This is a genomic window from Sulfurimonas sp. CVO, assembly GCF_009883775.1.
Classification (GTDB): Bacteria; Campylobacterota; Campylobacteria; order Campylobacterales; family Sulfurimonadaceae; genus Sulfurimonas; species Sulfurimonas xiamenensis.
Window position 1 is genome coordinate 304,269 of the sequence record NZ_CP033720.1, and the last position, 22,160, is coordinate 326,428.

General features: G+C 34.5%; 21 protein-coding genes. 13 read left to right on the top strand and 8 right to left on the bottom strand.

Going from position 1 to position 22,160, the window contains the following annotated elements; genetic code table 11:
* Positions 1 to 14 precede the first annotated feature (14 nt).
* The 6 genes from gap (at position 15) to CVO_RS01590 (ending at position 5,576) form a co-directional block, all read left to right on the top strand.
* On the top strand, positions 15 to 1,016 hold the full coding sequence (gap, locus tag CVO_RS01565; protein WP_152299919.1) for a type I glyceraldehyde-3-phosphate dehydrogenase: 1,002 nt from the start codon (positions 15 to 17) through the stop codon (positions 1,014 to 1,016).
* A gap of 8 nt (positions 1,017 to 1,024) precedes the next feature.
* On the top strand, positions 1,025 to 2,224 hold the full coding sequence (locus CVO_RS01570) for a phosphoglycerate kinase (protein ID WP_152299918.1): 1,200 nt from the start codon (positions 1,025 to 1,027) through the stop codon (positions 2,222 to 2,224).
* A gap of 3 nt (positions 2,225 to 2,227) precedes the next feature.
* Positions 2,228 to 2,935, top strand: coding sequence for a triose-phosphate isomerase (locus CVO_RS01575; protein ID WP_152299917.1), 708 nt, complete (start codon positions 2,228 to 2,230; stop codon positions 2,933 to 2,935).
* A gap of 25 nt (positions 2,936 to 2,960) precedes the next feature.
* Entirely contained in the window at positions 2,961 to 3,782 is an 822-nt protein-coding gene (gene fabI, locus CVO_RS01580) for an enoyl-ACP reductase FabI (RefSeq protein ID WP_152299916.1), read from the top strand.
* An 87-nt stretch (positions 3,783 to 3,869) separates the two neighbouring features.
* Positions 3,870 to 4,532 (top strand): TorF family putative porin, encoded by a 663-nt coding sequence (locus CVO_RS01585; RefSeq protein ID WP_152299915.1) that lies wholly within the window; start codon positions 3,870 to 3,872, stop codon positions 4,530 to 4,532.
* Positions 4,533 to 4,616: 84 nt separating this feature from the next.
* Positions 4,617 to 5,576: an ABC transporter permease gene (locus CVO_RS01590; protein ID WP_152299914.1), complete on the top strand. Its 960-nt coding sequence runs from the start codon at positions 4,617 to 4,619 to the stop codon at positions 5,574 to 5,576.
* A 277-nt stretch (positions 5,577 to 5,853) separates the two neighbouring features.
* On the opposite strand, the gene nusA is transcribed toward CVO_RS01590, so the two are convergent.
* Positions 5,854 to 6,987 carry a transcription termination factor NusA gene (nusA, locus tag CVO_RS01595; protein WP_152299913.1) on the bottom strand — a complete coding sequence of 378 codons (1,134 nt, stop codon included), beginning with the start codon at positions 6,985 to 6,987 and terminating at the stop codon, positions 5,854 to 5,856.
* Between the two features lie 176 nt (positions 6,988 to 7,163).
* Here nusA and CVO_RS01600 point away from each other — a divergent pair, with 176 nt between their 5' ends.
* The 7 genes from CVO_RS01600 to CVO_RS01630 are packed head-to-tail and all read left to right on the top strand — an operon-like array spanning position 7,164 to position 12,180.
* Positions 7,164 to 7,409, top strand: coding sequence for an HP0268 family nuclease (locus tag CVO_RS01600; protein ID WP_152300306.1), 246 nt, complete (start codon positions 7,164 to 7,166; stop codon positions 7,407 to 7,409).
* A 6-nt stretch (positions 7,410 to 7,415) separates the two neighbouring features.
* Complete coding sequence (gene miaB, locus CVO_RS01605) at positions 7,416 to 8,720, top strand: tRNA (N6-isopentenyl adenosine(37)-C2)-methylthiotransferase MiaB (protein ID WP_241691021.1); 1,305 nt, start codon at positions 7,416 to 7,418, stop codon at positions 8,718 to 8,720.
* Positions 8,713 to 9,336 (top strand): lysophospholipid acyltransferase family protein, encoded by a 624-nt coding sequence (locus CVO_RS01610; RefSeq protein WP_241690984.1) that lies wholly within the window; start codon positions 8,713 to 8,715, stop codon positions 9,334 to 9,336. Before miaB ends, CVO_RS01610 begins: the two co-directional genes overlap by 8 nt.
* A 5-nt stretch (positions 9,337 to 9,341) precedes the next feature.
* The gene (locus tag CVO_RS01615; RefSeq protein ID WP_159569630.1) at positions 9,342 to 10,181 is read left to right on the top strand and encodes a tyrosine-type recombinase/integrase; all 840 of its coding nucleotides are present in this window, start codon (positions 9,342 to 9,344) and stop codon (positions 10,179 to 10,181) included.
* Positions 10,178 to 11,140 carry a DUF8569 domain-containing protein gene (locus CVO_RS01620; RefSeq protein ID WP_152299910.1) on the top strand — a complete coding sequence of 321 codons (963 nt, stop codon included), beginning with the start codon at positions 10,178 to 10,180 and terminating at the stop codon, positions 11,138 to 11,140. The genes CVO_RS01615 and CVO_RS01620 overlap by 4 nt, the downstream gene beginning before the upstream one ends.
* On the top strand, positions 11,130 to 11,654 hold the full coding sequence (locus tag CVO_RS01625) for a hypothetical protein (protein WP_152299909.1): 525 nt from the start codon (positions 11,130 to 11,132) through the stop codon (positions 11,652 to 11,654). The genes CVO_RS01620 and CVO_RS01625 overlap by 11 nt, the downstream gene beginning before the upstream one ends.
* The gene (locus CVO_RS01630; RefSeq protein ID WP_152299908.1) at positions 11,644 to 12,180 is read left to right on the top strand and encodes a hypothetical protein; all 537 of its coding nucleotides are present in this window, start codon (positions 11,644 to 11,646) and stop codon (positions 12,178 to 12,180) included. Before CVO_RS01625 ends, CVO_RS01630 begins: the two co-directional genes overlap by 11 nt.
* A gap of 8 nt (positions 12,181 to 12,188) precedes the next feature.
* Here CVO_RS01630 and CVO_RS01635 read toward each other — a convergent pair whose 3' ends face one another.
* The 7 genes from CVO_RS01635 to CVO_RS01665 are packed head-to-tail and all read right to left on the bottom strand — an operon-like array spanning position 12,189 to position 22,145.
* The gene (locus CVO_RS01635) at positions 12,189 to 12,962 is read right to left on the bottom strand and encodes an energy transducer TonB (RefSeq protein ID WP_159569631.1); all 774 of its coding nucleotides are present in this window, start codon (positions 12,960 to 12,962) and stop codon (positions 12,189 to 12,191) included.
* A complete protein-coding gene (locus tag CVO_RS01640; protein ID WP_159569632.1) occupies positions 12,955 to 16,041 on the bottom strand; it encodes an efflux RND transporter permease subunit in 3,087 nt (1,028 codons plus the stop codon). Before CVO_RS01640 ends, CVO_RS01635 begins: the two co-directional genes overlap by 8 nt.
* A 33-nt stretch (positions 16,042 to 16,074) precedes the next feature.
* Positions 16,075 to 16,878 carry an acyl-CoA dehydratase activase gene (locus tag CVO_RS01645; protein ID WP_159569634.1) on the bottom strand — a complete coding sequence of 268 codons (804 nt, stop codon included), beginning with the start codon at positions 16,876 to 16,878 and terminating at the stop codon, positions 16,075 to 16,077.
* Positions 16,878 to 18,143, bottom strand: a complete 1,266-nt coding sequence (locus tag CVO_RS01650) for a 2-hydroxyacyl-CoA dehydratase family protein (protein WP_152299904.1) — start codon at positions 18,141 to 18,143, stop codon at positions 16,878 to 16,880. The genes CVO_RS01645 and CVO_RS01650 overlap by 1 nt, the downstream gene beginning before the upstream one ends.
* Positions 18,136 to 19,116 carry a 4Fe-4S binding protein gene (locus CVO_RS01655; protein WP_152299903.1) on the bottom strand — a complete coding sequence of 327 codons (981 nt, stop codon included), beginning with the start codon at positions 19,114 to 19,116 and terminating at the stop codon, positions 18,136 to 18,138. The genes CVO_RS01650 and CVO_RS01655 overlap by 8 nt, the downstream gene beginning before the upstream one ends.
* Entirely contained in the window at positions 19,103 to 21,469 is a 2,367-nt protein-coding gene (locus CVO_RS01660; protein WP_159569635.1) for a 4Fe-4S binding protein, read from the bottom strand. Before CVO_RS01660 ends, CVO_RS01655 begins: the two co-directional genes overlap by 14 nt.
* Positions 21,470 to 21,485: 16 nt before the next feature.
* Entirely contained in the window at positions 21,486 to 22,145 is a 660-nt protein-coding gene (locus CVO_RS01665) for a sulfite exporter TauE/SafE family protein (RefSeq protein ID WP_159569637.1), read from the bottom strand.
* Between the last annotated feature and the right edge of the window lie 15 nt (positions 22,146 to 22,160).

The window sequence follows — 22,160 nt, forward strand, 5'->3', positions numbered from 1 at the left end:
AAATAGGAAATAGTATGGCACTAAAGATAGCAATTAACGGATTTGGTAGAATCGGTCGTTGTGTGGCTCGAATTGCTGCAACAAGGGATGATGTAGAGATAGTGGCTATAAATGATATGGCAAGTATAGATATGATGCTCTATCTTCTTAAAAATGATTCTGTACATGGAACATTTGGCAGTGAAGTAGTGCAGCTTGATGCTGAAAACATCACGATAGACGGTAAAAAGATAAGAGTATTTAGCGATCGTGATCCAAAAAATCTTAAATTTGCAGACTGCGGTGCAGATATGGTTTTAGAGTGTACCGGTGTCTTTTTAACACAGGAATCTGCTCAAGTGCACATAAATAACGGTGTAGAAAAAGTTCTTTTTTCAGCTCCGGCAAAAGATAAAGATACGCCTACATTTGTTCTTGGTGTAAATGAACATCTTTATGAGGGACAAAAAATAGTCTCTAATGCTTCATGTACGACAAACTGTTTGGGGCCTATTGCAAAAGTACTTGATGATGCTTTTGGAATTGAGAAAGGTCTTATGACAACAATTCACTCATACACAAATGACCAAAACATACTCGATGTAAAGCACTCAAAAGACAAACGCCGAGCGCGTGCAGGAGCTATCAATATGATTCCTACTACAACGGGTGCTGCAAAAGCTATAGGTCTTGTTCTTCCTCAACTTCAGGGTAAACTTCATGGACAGAGTGTTCGTGTTCCTACTCCTGATGTTTCTATGGTAGATTTAAATGTAATCGTAAAAAGAAAAACTACAAAAGAAGAAGTTGCTGCCGTATTTAATGAAGCTGCTCAAACAAGCCTAAAAGGAATTCTTTTAATCGACAAAGAGATGCGCGTCTCTCAGGATTTTGTAGGGTGTGAGTACAGCTCAATCGTTGCAGAGGATTTAACACAGGTTATTGATGATGATATGGTTAAAATCATGGCATGGTATGATAACGAATGGGGATATTCGACAAGACTTTTAGATATGGCTCTTCATATAAGCAAATAGGATAGAATTTGGAACTTTTAAATATTAAAAATTTAGATTTAGCCGGAAAAAAAGTTTTTATCAGATGTGATTTTAATGTACCGATGGATGAGTTTGGAAATATATCAGACGACCGCCGCATCCGTTCTGCTCTTGCTACTATAAACTACTGTCTTGATCAAAAATGTGCGGTTGTACTCGGCTCTCATCTTGGGCGTCCTGATGGTCAGGTAGTTGCAAAATATTCGCTTGTTCCTGTTGCTAGAAGAGTGCATCATCTTTTAAAGAGAGAAGTTCTTTTAGCAAAAGATGTGGTTGGTGAAGATGCGCTTTCAAAGGCATCTAAGCTGCAATCGGGAGAAGTTTTGCTTTTAGAGAACCTTCGTTATGAAGCGGGTGAAACAAAAAATGATATAGAATTTTCTAAAAAATTGGCTTCAATGGCAGATTTTTATGTTAATGATGCTTTTGGAGTAAGTCATCGTGCGCATGCTTCAGTTGAGGGAATTACACACTTTTTTGATTCTAAACATAAAGCAGCAGGATTTTTACTTCAAAAAGAGATAGAGTTCTTTGGCAAGCTTATTCAAAATCCTGTTCGTCCTTTTGCTGCTATTGTCGGAGGTTCAAAGGTTTCAGGTAAACTTGAAGCATTAGTAAATCTTCTGCCAAGAGTAGACAAGATGCTTATCGGCGGCGGTATGGCTTTTACATTTTTAAAAAAACTGGGATATGATATAGGGGCTTCGCTTGTTGAGGATGATCTGCTTGAAGATGCGGGACACATCATGGAAGAGGCGAAAAAACTCGGTGTTAAATTTTATATTCCTGTTGATGTTGTTGCAGCGGAAAAGTTTGCTGAGGACTCAATCATCAAGATAACATCATCTCAGGAGATTCCAAAAGGTTGGATGGGGCTTGATATTGGACCTGCAACCGTAAAGCTTTACAAAGAGGTTCTAGGTGATGTCCAAACTGTTTTATGGAATGGACCAATGGGCGTTTATGAGATGGATAAATTTTCAAGAGGCTCAAATGAGATAGCTCATTTTGTAGCAGACAGTTATGCAACAACTGTTGTAGGCGGCGGCGATACGGCTGATTTGGTTCAAAGAATCGGCGTAGATGATGAGATGACTTTTATATCTACAGGCGGCGGCGCATCATTGGAGTTGTTAGAAGGCAAAGTTTTACCGGGTGTAAAATCTTTATTTACTCAAGAGGATTAATATATGATAATTGCAGCAAATTTAAAAACAAATCTTACGAGAATAAAAACTACCAAATACATAAATGAAGTAGAGAGTTTTTTGAAAAAAAACAATATATCGCAAGAAGTTTTAGTTTTTCCTGCAACTTCTAGTTTAAATTTGCATTCAGGCAGTGTAGTTGTTGGTGCTCAAAATGCATATCCTACAATAAATGGGGCATTTACAGGTGAAATCGGATATGAACAATTAGAAGAGTTTAATATAAAGACTATTTTAATTGGTCATAGTGAAAGAAGACATCTTTTAGGTGAGGCGCAAGAGAAGCTTGTTGAAAAATTTAACTTTTATAAAAATCTTGGTTTTAAGATTATTTTTTGTGTAGGAGAGCCGATTGAAGTAAGAGAAGAAGGATTTGAGAGCATGATGGAGTACATCTCAAAGCAATATGAAGGCATAGATACTTTATATGAAAATTTGGTTATAGCTTATGAGCCTGTTTGGGCAATTGGAACCGGACTTACTCCAACATCTGAAGATATAGTGGCTATACATCAAGAATTAAAGAAAAAATCTCAAGCGCCTCTTCTTTATGGAGGAAGCGTTAAGGTTACAAATGCTGCAGAAGTTTTAGCTCTTGAAGGTGTTGATGGAATTTTAGTAGGCAGTGCTGCGCTTTATGCGGAGCATTTTTGTACAATGTGCCAGTATGCACAGGAATTAAACAAATAAAAAAACAGAGGAGAAAAAAAGAAAGATGATAATGAAGGGTAAAAAAGGTTTAATAGTAGGTTTGGCAAATAACAAATCTATCGCATACGGTATAGCTAAAGCTTGTCATGAGCAGGGTGCTGAGATGGCATTTACATATTTAAATGATGCTCTTAAAAAAAGAGTTGAGCCGATTGCTGCTGAGTTTGGAAGTGACAAAGTATATGAACTAGATGTTTCAAATGAAGAGCATATGGCTAATATTGCCTCATTAATAGAGAGGGATTTTGGAAAGATTGATTTTTTGGTTCACTCTGTTGCGTTTGCTCCAAAAGAGGCTCTTAGTGAGCCATTTATGAAAACTACAAAGCAGGCATTTCAAATAGCTATGGATATCTCTGTATACTCTTTGATTGATTTGACAAATCGTTTAGAGCCTGTTTTAAGTGACGATGCTTCAATACTAACACTCTCATATTTAGGCGGACCAAAATATATTGTAAATTACAATGTTATGGGCGTGGCAAAGGCAGCTTTAGAGTCAACTGTAAGATATATGGCTGTTGATCTTGGAAGAAAAGGTCAAAGAGTAAATGCAATTTCTGCCGGGCCTATCAGAACATTGGCGGCTGCAGGGATAGGCGACTTTAAACAAATCCTTACTTGGAATGAAGTAAATGCACCGCTAAAGAGAAATGTTACAACTGATCAGGTTGGCAACTCTGCTATGTATCTTTTAAGTGATTTGGCATCCGGTGTAACGGGTGAGATTCATTATGTAGATGCCGGATACAATATTATGGGAATGGCTGCTGCTGAAGAGACTGAAGATGGCAAAACTGTTTTTTCTTGGGATATTGCTAAATAAAAAGTGATTAATAATTAATCAATTAATTGTATAAGTTAGTGTATGAATGTGTTAAAATTTCTCTAACTTTAAAACTAGGATACAAAAATGAAATTGATTAAAGTTAGTTTAGTAACATCTTTGCTTATTAGCATAGTACTTGGTGCAGAGAAAAATTCAGATATAGATGTGAATGCTAATATGGCAATCGCAAGTAACTATATATGGAGAGGAATGACGCAAAGTGATGACTCTCCTGCAATTCAAGGCGGTATAGATTTAGGTTATAAAAATTTTTATGCCGGAGTATGGGGTTCCAATGTTGAGTATGGGAACAGCAGCGAAGCATCAATGGAGCTGGACATATATGCAGGTTATGCTGACAAATTTTATGGATTAGATTACGATATAGGAGCAATTAGCTATATATATCCAAATGAATCCAAAGAGCTTAATTTTGCGGAAATCTATTTTGGCTTAAGTAAAAATTTTGAAACTTTTGAGATTGGTGCAAAATATTATCGAGGAATTGAAACAAATGATTTTGATCCTACTGATGCATGGGAAGCTGATGTATCAGTTCCTCTTCCGATGAGCATTACTTTTAGTGCTCTCTATGGGGATTATGATAATGTTGGAAATTATTACTCATTTGGAATAACTAAGGCGATGGATAAGTTTGAAATAGGTCTTGTTTATACCGGAATTGAAGCTGATGCAGATAGTTCTGATGAAGATAATGTAGTTGCTGTTATAAGCGCTAGTTTTTAACCATATTTATCATTTAATATTCTCATTTTCCATTTCGTTTTGGGAAAGTGAGAAGTTCAATAAAGTTTTTGATATAATTTTTCTATGATAAAATTATTTAAAAAAATTTCCTACATATTTTTTATGCTTTTTTTAATCTCAATAATTTCATTTTTGGCAATTCATGCAGCACCGAATAGTTTTTTTGCAGCAGGAGAGTTAAATCCAAATATGACAGAAGAGGCAATGGCTGCTTTAAAAGCGGTTTATGGACTTGATAAGCCGCTTTTTGAGCAATATATTGACTGGGTGATTAATATTTTTAGCCTTAACTTTGGCATCTCTTTTGTAACAGGTCAGGATGTTAGCTCAGAGATACTAAAACGGCTGCCTATAACTTTAACTATGAATTTAATTTCACTTATTGCAGTTTTTGTTATATCACTATATTTAGGGATAAAATCTGCACTTAACTATCGAAAAAAAACTGATTATATTATTCGTCAAATCTCTTTAGTCTCTTTCTCTATGCCATCTTTTTATCTTGCTTTGCTTTTTATAATTTTTTTCTCTTTAACCTTAAATCTATTTCCAATAGCAGGACTTCATTCGGTAGAGCCTAAAAATGGTTTTTTATACTATATTGATATGGCATGGCACTTAGTTTTGCCAATCGGAGTGATGATCTTTGTTGGTCTTGGAAGCATGATAATTTATATTCGTTCTTTAACACTTGAAATTCTAAAGAGTGATTACTACTATTTTGCACTCTCTCGTGGTTTAAAGAGAAGAGAGTTGTTTCGTTATTATATATTGCCAAATTTATTTCCTCCGATTATTACGCTTTTAGGCCTCTCTTTACCAGGTTTAATTGGTGGCAGTGTGATTTTAGAATCTATTTTTGCAATAGAAGGAATGGGGCAGCTCTTTTTTATGAGTGCTTTAAGTCGGGATTATCCGGTAATTATGGGTATTTTGATGATAACAGCATTTTTAACACTGCTTGGAAATATGACAGCGGATTTAATTCTCTTAAGATTAAATCCATATATGAGAAGAGAGTGAATTTGAGTAATCGGACTAATTTTTCTTAGCTTTTTAAAGCTAAAGCTTTAGTAGCCTCAGCGGCTTTAGCGAAGTAAAAGGGACTTTGTTCCTTTTATGGACTAATTTTTCTTAGCTTTTTAAAGCTAAAGCTTTAGTAGCCTCAGCGGCTTTAGCGAAGTAAAAGGGACTTTGTTCCTTTTACAGACTAATTTTTCTTAGCTTTTTAAAGCTAAAGCTTTAGTAGCCTCAGCGGCTTTAGCGAAGTAAAAGGGACTTTGTTCCTTTTACGGACTAATTAATTAAAAAGAGCCTCTAGAGCGTCAACACCTTCTTTTTCCTCTTTTGTTTCACTTTTTTCAGCCGTGCTGCCGTCAATTTCAACCAGTTCAATATTTAGTCCGCTTAACATTGAGGCTAAACGAATATTTATACCGTTTTTACCGATAGCTTTTGATTTTTGATCAGATGAAAGAGTAACAATCGCTTTTTCGGCTTCTGCGTTTTCATTTTTAATAATTTCAACGCTAGATATAATAGCGGGACTCATAATTCTTGATAAAAAAAGCTCAGGAATAGATGTATATTCGATACAGTCTATATTTTCTCCAATAAGCTCTTGACTTACTGCATTAATACGAACACCTTTTACACCAACAGTAGCACCGACGGCATCAACTTGTGGGTGTGTGCTTATTAGTGCTACTTTTGCTCTTTCGCCCGGAATTCGAGCACATTTTTCTACAATTACAGTTCCATCTGAAATTTCTGGAACTTCAAGTGCTAAAAGTTCTTCTAAAAATTTTGGAGAAGTGCGTGAGAGTTCGATTTGAATACCATTTTCTTTATCCATATTTACGCGGCGCACTACAGCTTTTAAATGATCTCCAACTTTAAAAACTTCACCTTTAATACGGCTTTTCATAGGAAGTACAGCGCGAACTTCATCAACATCTATATAGGTTGCATTATTGTTGTCAACTCTTGTTACTCTACCTGTAACCAGTGTTCCGATTTTAGCTTTGTATTTGTTAAAAATTTCATCCTCTACCAGTCTTTGAATATGGTATTCTATTTCTCGATGAAGCGTTGAAGCAGCTGTTCTGCCATACTCTTCTAGGTTGTGAGGAATCTGAAGCTGATCGTCTATATCTACTTGATCATCATACTCTCTTGCCTCTGCTATAGATATATACGCCGGAGCAATATCTTCATCTTTGAGTCTTTCATCATCATCAGCTACAACTGTAATTGTTTGAATAACATCGATAGTTTTTGTTTGATTATTTATAACTGCTTCAAAAGCAAATTTTGGATTAATTATTTTTTGAGCAGTTTTTACAAATGCTGTTTTTAGAGCTTCTTTTACTTTTTCAGGTTTAAGGCCTTTTTCATGCGCAATTGCTTCAACTATATTTAGTATTTTTTCCATTATTATATCCTGGTACAAGGTTGTCTCATAAAAAAACAGTGTTAAAAGTATTTTAGGGATTTCTTATGAAGTTACGACATTATACCAAAAATGTATAAAAACATCTTTAATACGATTTTTAGTAGAGTTTTAATATAATGCAAAAAAATATAAGATGTAAAAAAGAGGAAGAGATTATGGATTTAAAATTTGCAAGAACAGATATAAATACAAAACCAAAAAAAGCCGAACTTGAAAAAATCGAAGCTGCTGTTGAAAAAGAAGAGAGCGTGATTTTTTATTTCGATAGAGAAAATTCACATAAAGATTTGCTTGAACTTCAAGACTATTTTGAAGGAAAAGGCAAAAGTTTTTATATGAATGAAGTGAAGTACGGGCTCTCAGACAATGAGTATATGTATCAAGTTCACATCATAAACTAAGATTAAATAATGGCAAAAAAATTATTTATTGAAACATTAGGCTGTGCTATGAATTCTCGTGACAGTGAGCATATAATTGCTGCACTTAGAGAAAAAGAGGAGTATGAGACTACTGATGATTTAAAGAGTGCCGACCTTATTTTAATAAATACATGTTCAGTGAGGGAAAAGCCTGTAGCTAAACTATTTTCAGAACTCGGTGTTTTTAACAAAAAGAAAAAAGATGGAGCTAAGATAGGAGTTTGCGGTTGTACTGCTTCTCATCTTGGTGAGGAGATAATTAAAAGAGCTCCTTATGTCAATTTTGTTTTAGGCGCTAGAAATGTATCTAAAATTACAGAGGTACTGCATAAAGACAAAGCAGTAGAAGTAGATATAAACTACGATGAGAGCGAATTTGCCTTTGATGATTTTAGAACATCTCCATATAAAGCATATGTAAATATATCTATTGGTTGTGATAAATCTTGTACTTACTGTATCGTTCCTAAAACTCGTGGGGATGAGATATCTATTCCAACGAATCTTATTCTGCGTGAAGCCAAAAGAGCGGTGGATAATGGAGCAAAAGAGATTTTTCTTTTAGGGCAGAATGTAAATAATTATGGACGCCGTTTTTCAGGTGAACATGAAAAAGTAAATTTTACAGAACTGCTTCGCCGTCTTAGCAAAATAGAAGATTTAAAGAGAATTCGTTTTACTTCACCTCACCCATTTCATATGGATGATGAATTTATTGAAGAGTTTGCAAAAAATCCTAAAATCTGTAAATCTATGCATATGCCGCTTCAAAGCGGCTCAACAAAAGTTTTAAAAGATATGAAGCGCGGTTACACAAAAGAGTGGTTTTTAAATAGAGTTGAAAAACTTAGAAAAATGTGTCCCGAAGCAAGTATATCTACGGATATTATTGTTGCATTTCCAGGTGAAAGTGATGAAGATTTTGAAGATACTTTAGATGTTATGAGAAGAGTAAAATTTGATCAAATATTTTCATTTAAGTACTCTCCTAGACCACAAACAGAAGCTGAACATTTTACAAATGTTGTTGATGATGATGTTGCATCCAACAGACTTACTACCCTTCAAAATCTTCATACAGAAATTTTAGATGAAAAAAATAAAATACATTTAGGTAAAATTTACAGTGTATATTTTGAAGATTTAAATCAAGATTATTTCGTAAGCGGCAGAAGTGATAACAATATAGTTATAAAAGTTAAAGGTTCAGATGAACTTTTAGGCGAGTTTAAAGATGTTAAAATTACAGAGATCGGAAGAACTATTTTAACCGGAGAAGTTGTTGGCTAAAAAGTTTTTTCGTGCAGCAGCACTAATGATCGTGCCTTTTATAGCATCAATTTTTATTAGACTGCTATATGCAACAAACAAAAAGAAATTTCACTCTCCAGATAGTGTAGGCAATAAACCCATTATATTTGCATGTTGGCACGGTGAACTTTTAATGCTTCCTTATCTCTACTTAAAATATAGAAAAATTCCACATGCAAAAGTTTTAATTTCAAGTCATTTTGATGGAATGTTAATCTCTAAAACCATAAAATATTTTGGACTAGAAACAATTTCGGGATCAACAAACAGAAATGCCACAAGAGTTTTAATGCAAGGAATTAAGGCTTTAAAAGATGGGTATGATATAGGGATTACACCAGATGGGCCAAAAGGTCCGCGGCATGAAGTTGCAGATGGTATAATCGCTATGGCTAAAAAAACAGATGCCGAGATAGTTTTGGTTGAAATGAAACCTACAAAATTTTGGCAGCTTAAAAGTTGGGATAGATTCGTTATCCCAAAACCATTCGGTACTTTGAATTACTACTCGACATCTCCCATTAATATCAGTTCTTTAGAAATAGAAGATGCGAGAAATTTAATCAAAGAGAATTTGCTAAAACATGAAAGTTAAGTTTCTTGGAAAAGTTAATAAAATTTAAAAGTAGAGAATTTTTGGCTTATCTTGAAGATGTAAGAGGTTACTCTGATTTAACGATTAAGAGCTATGATGAAACTTTAAGAGAAGCTTTTTTGTATATAGAGATTATTCAAGAAAAAAAACATCTGCTTTTTAATCTTATGCCTTACCGTATAAAGATATCTTCGCTTAATCCAAAAACAATTAGTAAAAAACTTAGTGCAATACGCTCTTTTGTAGAGTATCTCAATAGCAGTGATATGACAGTTGTCTTAAAAGCGGATGACAGTGTTAAAGTTGCCAAAACATTGCCAAAACCAATTTCTCATGAGCATATAATGGAAGCTTTATTGTATAGTGAAATGAAAGAGAAGCTTGTTGTGACTCTTCTTTATACTCTTGGTCTTAGAATATCAGAATTAGCTTCATTGGAGATAAACAATATCTCAGAGGAGTGGGTAAGAGTTACAGGAAAAGGGAACAAGCAGAGAGATATTCCACTTTTGGCAAGTACAAAAAAATTATTGGATGAGTATCTAAGCAGATCAAGACAAAAAAAATTTGTTTTTGAAAAAAATGGTGAAAAATTAAGCGAAAACACCCTAAGATATACTGTTATAAAAGTTTTTAAAAGAGTTGGATTGAAAGTCAATCCTCATCAACTCCGTCACTCTTATGCGTCTGAATTGTTAAACGGTATGGCACCGATTGCTGATGTAAGTGAGTTGTTGGGGCACTCTTCTATGGTTACTACACAAATTTATACAAAATTGGGAAGTGCATTGAAACAACAAAATTACAAAACTGCTCATCCTCTTTGTAAGACAGAGAAGTTATGATAACTAGATTTTTAGAAGGTTTATACAAAAAAATCATTATAAATATTATTGTTAAAGATTCGCAAACAGTTGTGTCTATCGCGGTTTTTTCTAAAAAAGATATTCTTCACAATACTCATAAAACTTTTGATACAACAACAATAAATGCCCAAATGTATGAATTTATAACAGAGTATGCAAAAAAATCTCCGTTTTGTTATATCTCAGTTTTAGATAAATCTTCTCTGCAGGGTGCAGTACCTGCATGCAAAAGCAGTGAAATAGATAAATATTATGATGTTAATTTAATTGAATATAGATGTTTCTCAAAAGATTGGGCATTTTATACATCAAAGCAAGAGATAGAAGCTATTAAGCAAAGATATAAAAATATTGGTGTTGATTTTATTTTTTCATCTTTTGCAATCATAGCTAATTTTTTTAAAGATAAAATAGACACTTCATCGGCAATGTTTGTTTTAATTGAAGAGAATTTTATATCTTTTAGTATTTTTAATAATTCAAAACTTCTTTATGCAGAATATTTGAAGATGCCACAAAAAGAAAATTTCATAAATTCATCAGATGAGGATAGATTACTAAACAGTCTGCTGGGTATAAATGAAATTAATATGCAAAAGATAAATAAAGAAAATAGTTCTACAATATCTGATGATTTAGATGAGATTGATTTTATAAATGAAGTTTCCAAAGTGTTGGAAAATGACACTATTGTTAATAGATCCAGCGAAGAGTACCAAAGATTTTTATTGATACAGAATTCACTTAATACTTTTTATAAAGATCCAAAATATAAAAGTCAATTTATTGAAACTATATACATAGCTGATAGTGTAGGTCTTGGTGATGAATTTAAAAGATATCTCGAAGATGAGATGTTTTTAAATACTACTATAACAAAAATTGATTTGTCTGCAGCACTGCTGGATATGGCAAAGGCAGAGATAAATGAAATATAGCTATATAAAACCTAGAAAAAAAACAATTTTTACTAAAGATGTACAGATTATCTCTATTTTTTTCGGGGTCACTCTTTTTATGCTTTTTGCTACATATGCTTTTTTACTTTTTCATGATTATAGATATGAAAAAGAAAAGGTTGAAATAAAAAAAGAAAAAGATGCATATCATGCATATATTTTAAAAATGGATAAAAAGATTGAAGCTGTAGAAAAACAGAATTTATTAGCAGAAAAAATAGCTACAAAAAATAGTGTTTTAAAAGAGAGTATCCATAATTTATTTGATTTGGTTCCAGATAGAATAACTCTATCAGAAGCAAAAATAATGGAAAAAGGGCTTATTCTTTATGGAGTTACGCCAAATAAGGATGTATATAACTTTATGCTTCAAGCGCCTCTTAGTTCTATATTTCATAGAACGCACAGCACTTTTTATCCTGCAGATAACGGATGGTTGAGGTTTGTATCCAAAAATTATATAGATGAAGAGGAGTTAGGCAGTGAAAATTAATTTTTCGAAACAAAATATGTATTTGCTGGCAATTTGCACTCTTTTGTTAATAATTATTTTGTTTTTTTCTTTTGCTGTTTTAATTCCAAAGGGTAAAGAGTACAGAGTTAAAAGAGATGAATTAAAAAAAGATAATCTTGAATTAAAACATTTAGCAAATATTTTAATTGAAAAAGAAGAAAGAGTTCAAAAACTTCAAAGTGATAATCTTCGTGTAATAAAAGCATTAGATAAAGAGTTTGATATAGATGAATTTATACAACAGTATGGAAGTTTCTTTAGTTCTCTGCACATTACTCAAAAAAGCAATCTTGAAAATGAAAATGGTTTTAGCGTTTATGAAGTAAATGCAACATCTGAAATAAGTTCTCCTAAGAGTTTTTATAATTTTTTAGATGCCCTTAATAAAAGTGATTGGATTGTAGAGGTTAATTTTCCTATAGATTTTAAAAAAGACAGTGAGATGATTAACTCAAATTTTAGTATGAAAGTGTATAAGAAAAGCAAAGATTTAAATGGTAATTAATATCTTTTTTACTTTAAGATATAAGAGATATTAATTTTAAATTTTTTTGGAAAATGAAATAGTGACTCTTCTATTTCAATAGGAAAACTATTTTCTATTGCTTTAATGGCTGACTTTTTAAAAATAGTATTACCAGAAACAATATTTATATCTTTTACATTTCCATCTTCTAGAATTAAAAATTCAATTGCAACAACTCCCTCTATGGCTCGTCTTCTAGCTGAGCGAGGGTATGATTTATTGCTATTAATCCGTTTTATCAAATTGGCGATAAACATCTCTCTTTTTGCTTTAGTCATATCATTTTTTACGACTTTATTGGCATTTGAGATATTTTTTTTCTCTTTTATTTGTTGCGTTTTAGAAACAGGCTCTTCTTGAACAAATTTTTCAACAGGCTCTGACTCTGGTTTCGGCTCTGGTTTCGGCTCTGGTTTTGGTTCAGGCTTTGGTTCAGGCTTTGGCTCAGGCTTTGGCTCAGGCTTTGGCTCAGGCTTTGGTTCAGGTTTCGGTTCAGGTTTCGGTTCAGGTTTTGGTTCAGGTTTTGGCTCAGGTTTTGGTTTTGGTTCAGGTTTTGGTTCAGGTTTCGGTTCAGGCTTTGGTTCTTCTTGTACCTTAGGGCTACTTTTTGTAGCAACTGTTGATAAACTAACTTTTTGTATATCAATAACTTTAACATCTTTATCACTAAATGTATTGACGGAGATAAAGTAAATAATTAATATCGCAGCCGTTATATAAACGGCAGAGCTGAGTAAAAATGAAGAAAAGTATCTATGCATGTTTTTTATAACCTAATAAGAAATTGTAGAGTATAGGAAGATAAAAAAGATTTAGTATCGTTCCCCATAAAAGTCCAAAACCGATAGCAATAGCTAGGGGTTGAAATGTTACAGCCTGCGCTGTTGCAAAAAACATTAATGATGAAAGCCCTATAATTGTAGTGATAGAGGTAAGTATGATTGGTCTAAATCTTTTTGCTGCAAGTGTGAAAATATCATCTTTATGTGTTGCAACTTTTATCGTTGCCATCATTATGATACCGTCATTTACAATGACGCCTGCGAGCCCCAACGCACCGATTAAAGAGGGAAGGGAGATATTTAGACCCATTATAAAGTGACCTATATAAACTCCAAGAAGCGAAAAAGGAATCACTGACATTACTATGAGCGTCTCTCTTATGGAGTTGAAAAGGTATAAAATGGAGATAAATATTAGAACCATAGCTACTATTGATGCCAGTATCATCTCAGACTGCATGCTCTTTTTTTGTTCTGCTTCGCCTTTAAACTTTAACATCAATCCCTCTTTTTTTAACTTTTGTATCGTTGGTTCTATTTTTTCCAATACTTCAGTTGCCGTTATTTTAGAAGAATCAACATTTGCAAAAACATAAAAGTTTGTATGACCGTCATCTTTTACTAACATCTCTAAGGCGGTTATTTTTTCAAATTCACATATATCTTCAAGTTTTACAAATGTATTGTTTGGCAGAGGTATTTCAAGTCTTTTAAAACTCTCTAAATCATCCTCAAAATTAAGTGATTTTACTTTTACATCTAGCAGCTCTTTTCCATCATAGATTGTGGCAATTTTGAGAGATAGATAGAGCTTTGAGATATAGTTACCCAGAAGTTTTTCAGTAATTCCGAGTTCTTCACCGTAGCTGTTGAGTTTGAGTTTAATCTCATCAGTTCCGACTTTGATATTGTCACCAAAATATTCTATACCTTCAATCTTGCTAAAACTGTCTTCAATGGTTCTGACGGCTTTTATAGCTTTTTGATAATCATCACTTACAACCCCGATACGAATATCTGCTTTTGTATTTCCCATCTTGTTCTCTACGACCATAAGATTATTTAAATGAAATCTCTCTTTATAGTTCTGTTCTTTCAGCCAGGCTCTTAAATCTTTTGAGATTTTCTGTGAAGAGATATTTCTGATTCTTTCTTTAGGATCATAATAAAAACTAAGATAAGGTGTGATGTATTTATCTACAAAATTTTCAGGTTTCATTTTATGCAGCTCTAAACTTATATAGCCGACATACGGATATATTTCGGTAGTGCCGGTAGCGCTTCTTCTGTATCCCGCGGTAGAGCTTACATGTTTTACAAAAAATCTATCTTCATTTTTTAAGATATCTTTTTCTAAAGTTTGTACAATATTTAAAGAATCTTCAAGCGTTGTTGCAGGGTCTGCTTTAAATGTAATATTTATGGATGAATTGTCAAAAGGTTGAAACATTTGAAATTTTGATTTTTTTACACCGTAAAAAATAAGAAGAGGTACAATGATAAGAAAAATCAATAAAAAACTTTTTTGATATTGGACAAGAAAAGTCAAAGCTTTTTGATAAAGCAGATTGACTTTTTTCCATGAAAGTGTTTTTGAGTTTGGACTTAGAACATGTGTAGCATGGATGGGCAAAAAAATAAACGATTCTAGCAAAGATGCAATTACAAGTGCGCTAAAGGCAATTGGTATAAGCTGCACTATTTCCCCAAGTTTTCCGCTTATCATTAAAAGAGGTATAAAAGAAAATATAGTAGTTAAAGAGGCTATGACTACCGGTTTTGCAACCTCTTTTACTCCTAAAAAGGCTGCCTCTTTTGCCTTGTATCCCTTCTCAATATATTGCTGAATATTTTCACTTACTACAATGGCATCATCGACAATAATTCCTATGGCTATTAAAACCCCTATAAGTGAATTTATATTGATGCTGTGACCTGTAAGATAAAAGTAGATAGCACCCATAACAAAAGAGGTGGGAATTCCTAGCGCAATCACAAGAGCCATGCGGATATTGATTAAAACAGCTGTTAATAGTGTAATAAGAAGAACGCCGAATAAAATATTTGATATAACAATATTGAGTCTGTCTTTTATGATGGTTGAAGAGTCCATCCTTACACTAAACTCAACATCTTTGACTTTCATTTTAGATAGAAGATTATTTATATCCTCTGCTATGGTAATGGCATCGCCTTTTGGATTTTGTGATATAGCAAGTGTGATTGAATTTTTTCCATCCATGCTTGCAAGCGTGGAAGCATCTTCATATCTCTTCTTTATAGTTGCTATATCTTTTAATACAATTTGCTGATTGTTTATATTGAGTATTGTATTTTCAAGTTCCCTAGAGAATCTTTTATCACTTTGTGTCGATATATAATATTGCTTTTTAGGATTGTCTATCTTTCCAAGGGGAAATATGTATGAGACCTCTGAGAAGAGGCGTAAAATTTCATTTACTGAAAGATTGTAGGCATTAACCTTTTTTTCATCAATCAAAACTTCGTAAAAAAGCTCAGAATCTCCAAATATAGTTACATCCGATACATCTTTAATGGAGAGCAGTTTGGTTTTAAACTTTTTGGATAACTCCTTTAGCTCATCTCTGGGAACATTTGAAGAGAGTATAGATACATGCATTATACTTCTTGAATGTGCAACACCTCTTATGACCGGTTCATCCATATCACTGGGAAGATTTTCTTTTATAAGTGAGAGTGCATCTTCGGCATCACGCGTAACAGTTGCTTTATCCGCTCTTTTGTCAAGTTCGAGAATTATGCTGAATTTCCCCGGCGTTATTACCGATGAAACAGCATCGACACCAATGATGTTTTTAACCTCATCTTCAATCTCCTGAACGGCCATTGTATTTAAGGTGTCAACAGAAGCGCCTTGATAGGAGCCTCTAATTGTTATGGAATCAGGTTCGATTGTGGGTGATATCTCTTTTGGTATCTTTGTATAGGAGTAGATACCCACTGCAAAAATTAAAAAAAAGAGCATGTAATTTACTTTATAGTTCTCAATAAAAAACTTTATTATTCTTTCAAACATTTATTACGCTTCTTCCTTTATTTTAATTACGCTTTATTTATTTTCATATCCATAAGATTCATGTGCCAGTATTGCAGCACCCAAGGAGGTGGTTATCTGCGGAAATTCAGGGATAAATATCTCTTTGCCCAACTCATTTTCAATTGCACTTACCAAACCGCTATTTAGTGCAGGACCGCCGTCAAAGTAGATTCCCTCTTTTATGCCGACTCTTTTAACAAGTTTTATAATTCTTTTTGCGATGGAGTAGTGAACACCTGCAACAATATCTTCAACGCTGTTGTTGTTGCCCAAGAGTCCTATTATCTCTGATTCTGCAAAGACTGCACATGTGTTGTTGATTGATAGCGGCGTGCCTTTTGATCTGAAATGATATTCTCCGAGTTCATCAACTTCTATCTCTAGATTCATAGCTACAACATCCAGAAATTTTCCAGTTCCTGCCGCACATCTGTCATTCATTGCAAAATTTACCACATTGCCTTGGTCATCCAAAGAGATAGCTTTGGAATCCTGACCGCCTATGTTTATAATGGTTTTGATATCGCACTTTCCCTCTGCTGCTGCCATTGCACCCATTGCATTTGCAGTAATTTCGCTTATGTTTTCATCAGCCTCTTTAAAGAGTTTTCTTCCATAACCGGTTGCAACGGTATATACCAGATCTTTTTCATCAATTCCAAGCTCGTTTAGCAGCTCTTTAAGTGCTTGTTTCGCATATTTGTAAAACATACTTCCGCTTGCGCTTATTTTGTGTCCTGCAAGTTTTTTATTCTCATCCACAATCGCAATTTTAATCGCTGTTGAGCCTATGTCGATTCCAGCAAAATAGTGCACTATTGTCTCCTTTTTCTATTTTTAAGTGATTCTACAAACGCTTCAATTCTAGTTGTTAACTGCCCTAATTGACTTGGAGAGTAGTCGCTCTCAAGGTAAAGTATAGGCACCCCGGCTTTCTCCATTGCTTCTAAAACGGATCTCTGCTCCATCTCATATACCTGACATCCCGCAAATGCTTGATAAACTACACCGTCTGCTTTATAATCTCTCACAAGGTCTAAGATTCTTCTTTTCCTGTCATCATTTTTGGTAAAAATCGGGCAGGTGCACCCTTTGAGATATTTATCTGCAATTGAGTCAACCATATCGTACATAAACCACTCATCCACACTTACCATATCATTGAACATTCTGTTTGACGAGCAAGTTTCATCCGCAACTATAATAGCATCGGATAGCTCTATCAAAAGAGGGATTTTAAGGTTTGGAAATATCGGAGGCGAACCCGTATAGACTATGCGAGGACTTCTTTTTGAAGCTACGGCTATTTCATCTTTGACTCTTCGCTCACACTCATTTGCAAGATCTTCCACCGCTTCTATCCAGTTATCTATCTTGTCAAAGAAAAAAGCGTTTGTCACTAAAAACATATCTTTGCCCAAAATAGGGGAGGTTGCATTTTTTCTTAGTATATTTAGTTTATGGTATAGATGTTGAGCATATCCCACTTTTTTAATGGCATCCTTTAGTTTTTGTTTTGAGAGTTTTGTGTTGAGATTTTCTGAAAGATCTTTTGTAAACTTTCTTACACTTCGTCGCCAGTACTCTCTGCTCTCATGGCTCTCTTTAGTTCTTGGAAACTCCATATCATAAACTTCAAATCCCATGTTCTCTATAATCGCGCCTGATTTTGCTTTTTGATCACATGTAGTAGGAGAGATAACGATATCTGGCTTGTCTGAGAAGTTATCTGATGCGAACTGTCCGACTGTAGCTTTTACCAAAGGACATGATTTAGACGGTAGCAGGTCGCTTCCTATCTCATCATCCGTGTAAAAACCGTTGCAAAGCCTTAGCGGAACGGCGTCAAGCGCATGGATTATCTCAGAAGGAACCTGAATACACATGGTTCCTACTTTGGCTTTATCGCTGTGAAGAGGCTCATGTTTGCAATGTACTCTCTCATAGAGGTCATAAAAATAATCCATTGCCTTTGGCGGCTCTTTAAAATCATGTTTTATTTTCTCTAGCAGTATTGCAGCTTCCATCGCTTTATGGCGGTTTTGTCTCTCTTTTGGCGTTTCAATCGTATGTTTAGTCATCTTTTTTCTCCAACTTATCCATCTCCATTCTTTTTGCAAAACCGCCTTTTGTGGATGTAAATAGTTTCATATTTAAAATATCAACATGAAGGGCGTCATCCTCTGGACATGCAGCTACACACTTCATGCAAAGGATGCAGTCATCTCTGAGTATATTTGTGCTTGTGACATCATCGGCTATATCTTTTATCTGCATATCACAGACATTGTAGCAGTCACCGCATTTTGTACATTTTTCACCATCTTTTTTCAGTTTTAAAAGCGCGGCATCGCTAAATATATAGTGCATTGCACTCATAGGACAGAAAAAACAGAAAAATCTTTTTTTAAAAAATGAGCCGATAAAAAACAGACCTGTAATGATTAGACCCAAAGAGGTTAAAATCATTGCTGATTTTGTTGAAAAGTCCAAACTCCATTGAGAAAAATCTCCCACAAAAAGCGGCGTAATCATTCTGCCCGGGCAAATTTCACAAAAGGCGGTTCTCCACTCGCCCCCAAGAAGACCCATGCCAACACCCATCGGTGCTAAAATCACCAAAGCGAGCATAAAATACTTTATTTTTTTTAGTTTGTCAAATTGAGGTTGCGTATATGTACTGTATCTAATACCCATCTTTTTTCTCAAAGCGGTAATCCAGTCCTGCATAGTCCCAAGAGGACATGCATAGCCGCACCATGCCTTGTTAAAGACGATAAACCAGAGTAAAAAGGTTACAAAACCAATCAAAACCGAAATGCTTGCCACACTAAAGAGCACATCTAAAGGACGGGCAAGCTGATGCTGAAGCGGCAGAAAATAGCACATTCCGCCTACTTCTTTGTCATATCCGCATGAAAATACAGGAATGCTGTTTCCAAGATTTATAGCAAAATAGCCACCGTATATAAAGATGATAAAAAAGAATAGCTGCAGCCAAAAACGAAATTTTCTAATATCTGCCTTATTGATAAACTCTCTAATTTTCTTCATTAAAGCGTACCTCTTTAAATGGTTTCTCTCTTGTAGATCTATACCAAAAAATAGCAAATCCTGAAGCTATCATGGCTATAATTGCTGCCGCCAGACCGTATGAGTAAGAGCTGTACTGACTGCTGTTTGGATAGTAGAAAGAGGGATATGTTGCAGTATATCTTATCTTCTTGTAATCTTTACTCCCTTCATTTTCACTTACATTTTTTGTATAAGAAGCGGTTAACAAAAATTCATTTTTATGTCTCTTGTCAAATTCGCTCCACTTGGGAAAATAATCATTTATAAGCATAAAAGATGCGACTCCATCTTTGTCTGTTTTAAGACTCTTTAGCCACCCTGTTTTTGTGCTTAGTGCTATATCTGCACCTTCAACAGCTTTACCGTCAAGCAAAACCTGAACTCTTATATTTTCACCAGAGTAGAGATTGTGATAAAAGGTTTCATCATCATCTCTAAGCCTTACAATATCAAAAGAAGCTTCTTTTATAGAGTGTGCAGCCATCTTCTCTTTGTCATAAACGGCGTCGTTGCTATGGTTAAATCTCATAATCTCATATTTTGCAGTTTTTACAAATAGCGTATCATCCTGAACTTTTTTGTCTATATAAAAAAGATTGTAGTATCCATTATCGGGCATTTTAAAGCTTATGGATTTGCATCCCGGTTCTTTAGAGTGTGCAATTTTTGTTGTATTGAGATTTGCATCAAGCAGATAAAGCTCTGCATCTATAGTTCCCAAACAGTTTTCTTTGCCTTTTGCGTCTTTAAAAACAGGCCACACCTTTTTTACAGGAATTCTGCTGTAATGCCCCCCGCCGTAAGTTTTTTTCTTTATGGCGGGATTGGTTTGTGAAAAGTAGAGAGTATCTTTGATATCAGGCTTTTTTAAAGCGGTAGTATCTGAGGATTTTAAATTTTCAGCAGTGCCCTGAAAGCGTTTTTGTGCACTTGAATGATTTGCATGTCCGCTTGATGCTTTGCCGTAAGTTTTAAAGATATAGCCCGTGTACATATTGACGCCGATAAAAAAGATGATTAAAGAGGCGGCAAAAGGAAAAGCGGCTATTTTTCTTAGTTTTGGTACATTTAAAAGTTTTACTCTTTTGTATAGAATTATAAATGCCCAGATAACAGCAACCCATTTTAGCAGACCAAATATATGCAGCCAGCTATCTCCTCTGCTTGCCAATGGTGCAACATCTAACGAAAATCCAAATCCATAAGCAAATCCTTCTGTGATATGTTCATATCCTTTTGTAAAAAACACTTCAAGAGAATGGGCAATGGAGCCGAGTATAAAGAGAGGCGCGTAGGAGTATCCCAAATCATAAAATGTAGCGTTAAAATCTTTTTTAAGAATTTTTGATGCTATAAACATGCCTATAATCGCAGCTGAAATAGTAAAAATAAGAGCATAAACAAATGCAAATAATCCGATAGTATCAATAGAACCAAAATCTATATAATTTTTAAAAAACTCAGCCGTTTTTGACCATATCATTATATCCGCAGCATTGCTTCTTCCTATGCCGTGATGAAACGACATGCTGATGGATATGGAAGCGAGGATAAGTATATATGCCCAAACTTCGGCTTTAAGTGGTTGGAGTTTTGAAAAAAGAGAAAATGACGGTTTTTTAAATTTAAAACTCACAGCCTCACATGCACTGCTGCAATCCATGCAGAGTGTACAGTCCGTCATAGAGTTTCTGTTGTCAAATGTAAATGGTTTTAGGTTGTAGGGACATGCCGTCGCACACTCAAAAGTTCTGCATTCATTACATGCACTTTTGTAGGTTCCAAGCCATGTAAATGAGAGTTTTGCATAAGCTCTTGTGAGTGTTCCGATAGGGCAGACATATTTACAGTAGCTCATATCTTTGTATAAAAAGTAGATTACAAAAGCGATAAGCGTCATCACCGTAAATAAAATTGCAGTGCCTTGAGGAGTTCTAAAGAGACCCGGAAACATATAGTAAATGCCCCACCAGCCAAACACAAGCAGCAGCACACCTATAAATCTGTTTTGCATCCATTTTGGCATGGTTTTTTTAAGTCCATATTTTGTGATGTATTTTCCCATAAATCCGTGAGGGCAGATACCGCAAAAGATTCGTCCGAATGTCGGAAGAGTCAGAACCATAAACAAAGACCAGAAAATTCCCCAAAAAACAGCGGTAGTAAATGTGTTATCTTTGCCTGTATGTGCAAATCCAAAGTAAAGAGCATATACAAACAGCACCGAAACAGCTATCTTTAACGATAATAAAAACTTTTGATTTTTAAATAAAAAACCAAGCACAGGCTTTGCATAAATATCATCTTTATCGCGTTTTATAAAATTTACCATTTTTTTCCTTTTTCTATCAAAGTATTAAAACACCATTTAGCACAAGCACTCCTACTATCATAAGTAAAAGTGCCGCCGCTCGTTCTATTAAAAGTCTGTAAGAGGAGAATTGAATCATAAATCCCTTAATAACTTTTGATACTATAAATCCGTAAAATAAAATCGAGAACAAAACGGCTCCAAGTCCGAAAAAGAGTCCCAATCCTATCGTGTTGTAAATATTGCTGCTGTTTGCCGCAACTGCCAAAAGTGCCATTATCGGGGCACATGGATTTACCGACATCGTTGCACCGATAGCAAAAAAACCAAATTTGTTCAATTTAGGTTTCTTTATTAGCGGTGTTGTATGTCCGCATGAAGAGGGAGGTTTGAAGCTTTTGTATAGTAAAAATGTTCCCATCCCGATAGTGCTAAAGCCTAAAATAAATCCAAATAAAGAGTTGTCGTTAAGCAGCTGTTTTACCCAAGCAGAACTTAGATATGCAACAACAGCTATAAGCGTATAACTAAATATCCTGCCTAGACTAAATGGCAGGATAATTCCCATTGCCTGCTTTGTACCGCTTGAATTACTAACAAGCAGAGGCGTTAAAAACGGCATACATGAAAACATGCATGCGGTTGCTCCGTAAGAAAGACCTATGATAAAGATCGAAAATAAAGCTGCATATTCCATAGATAGTCTCTTTTG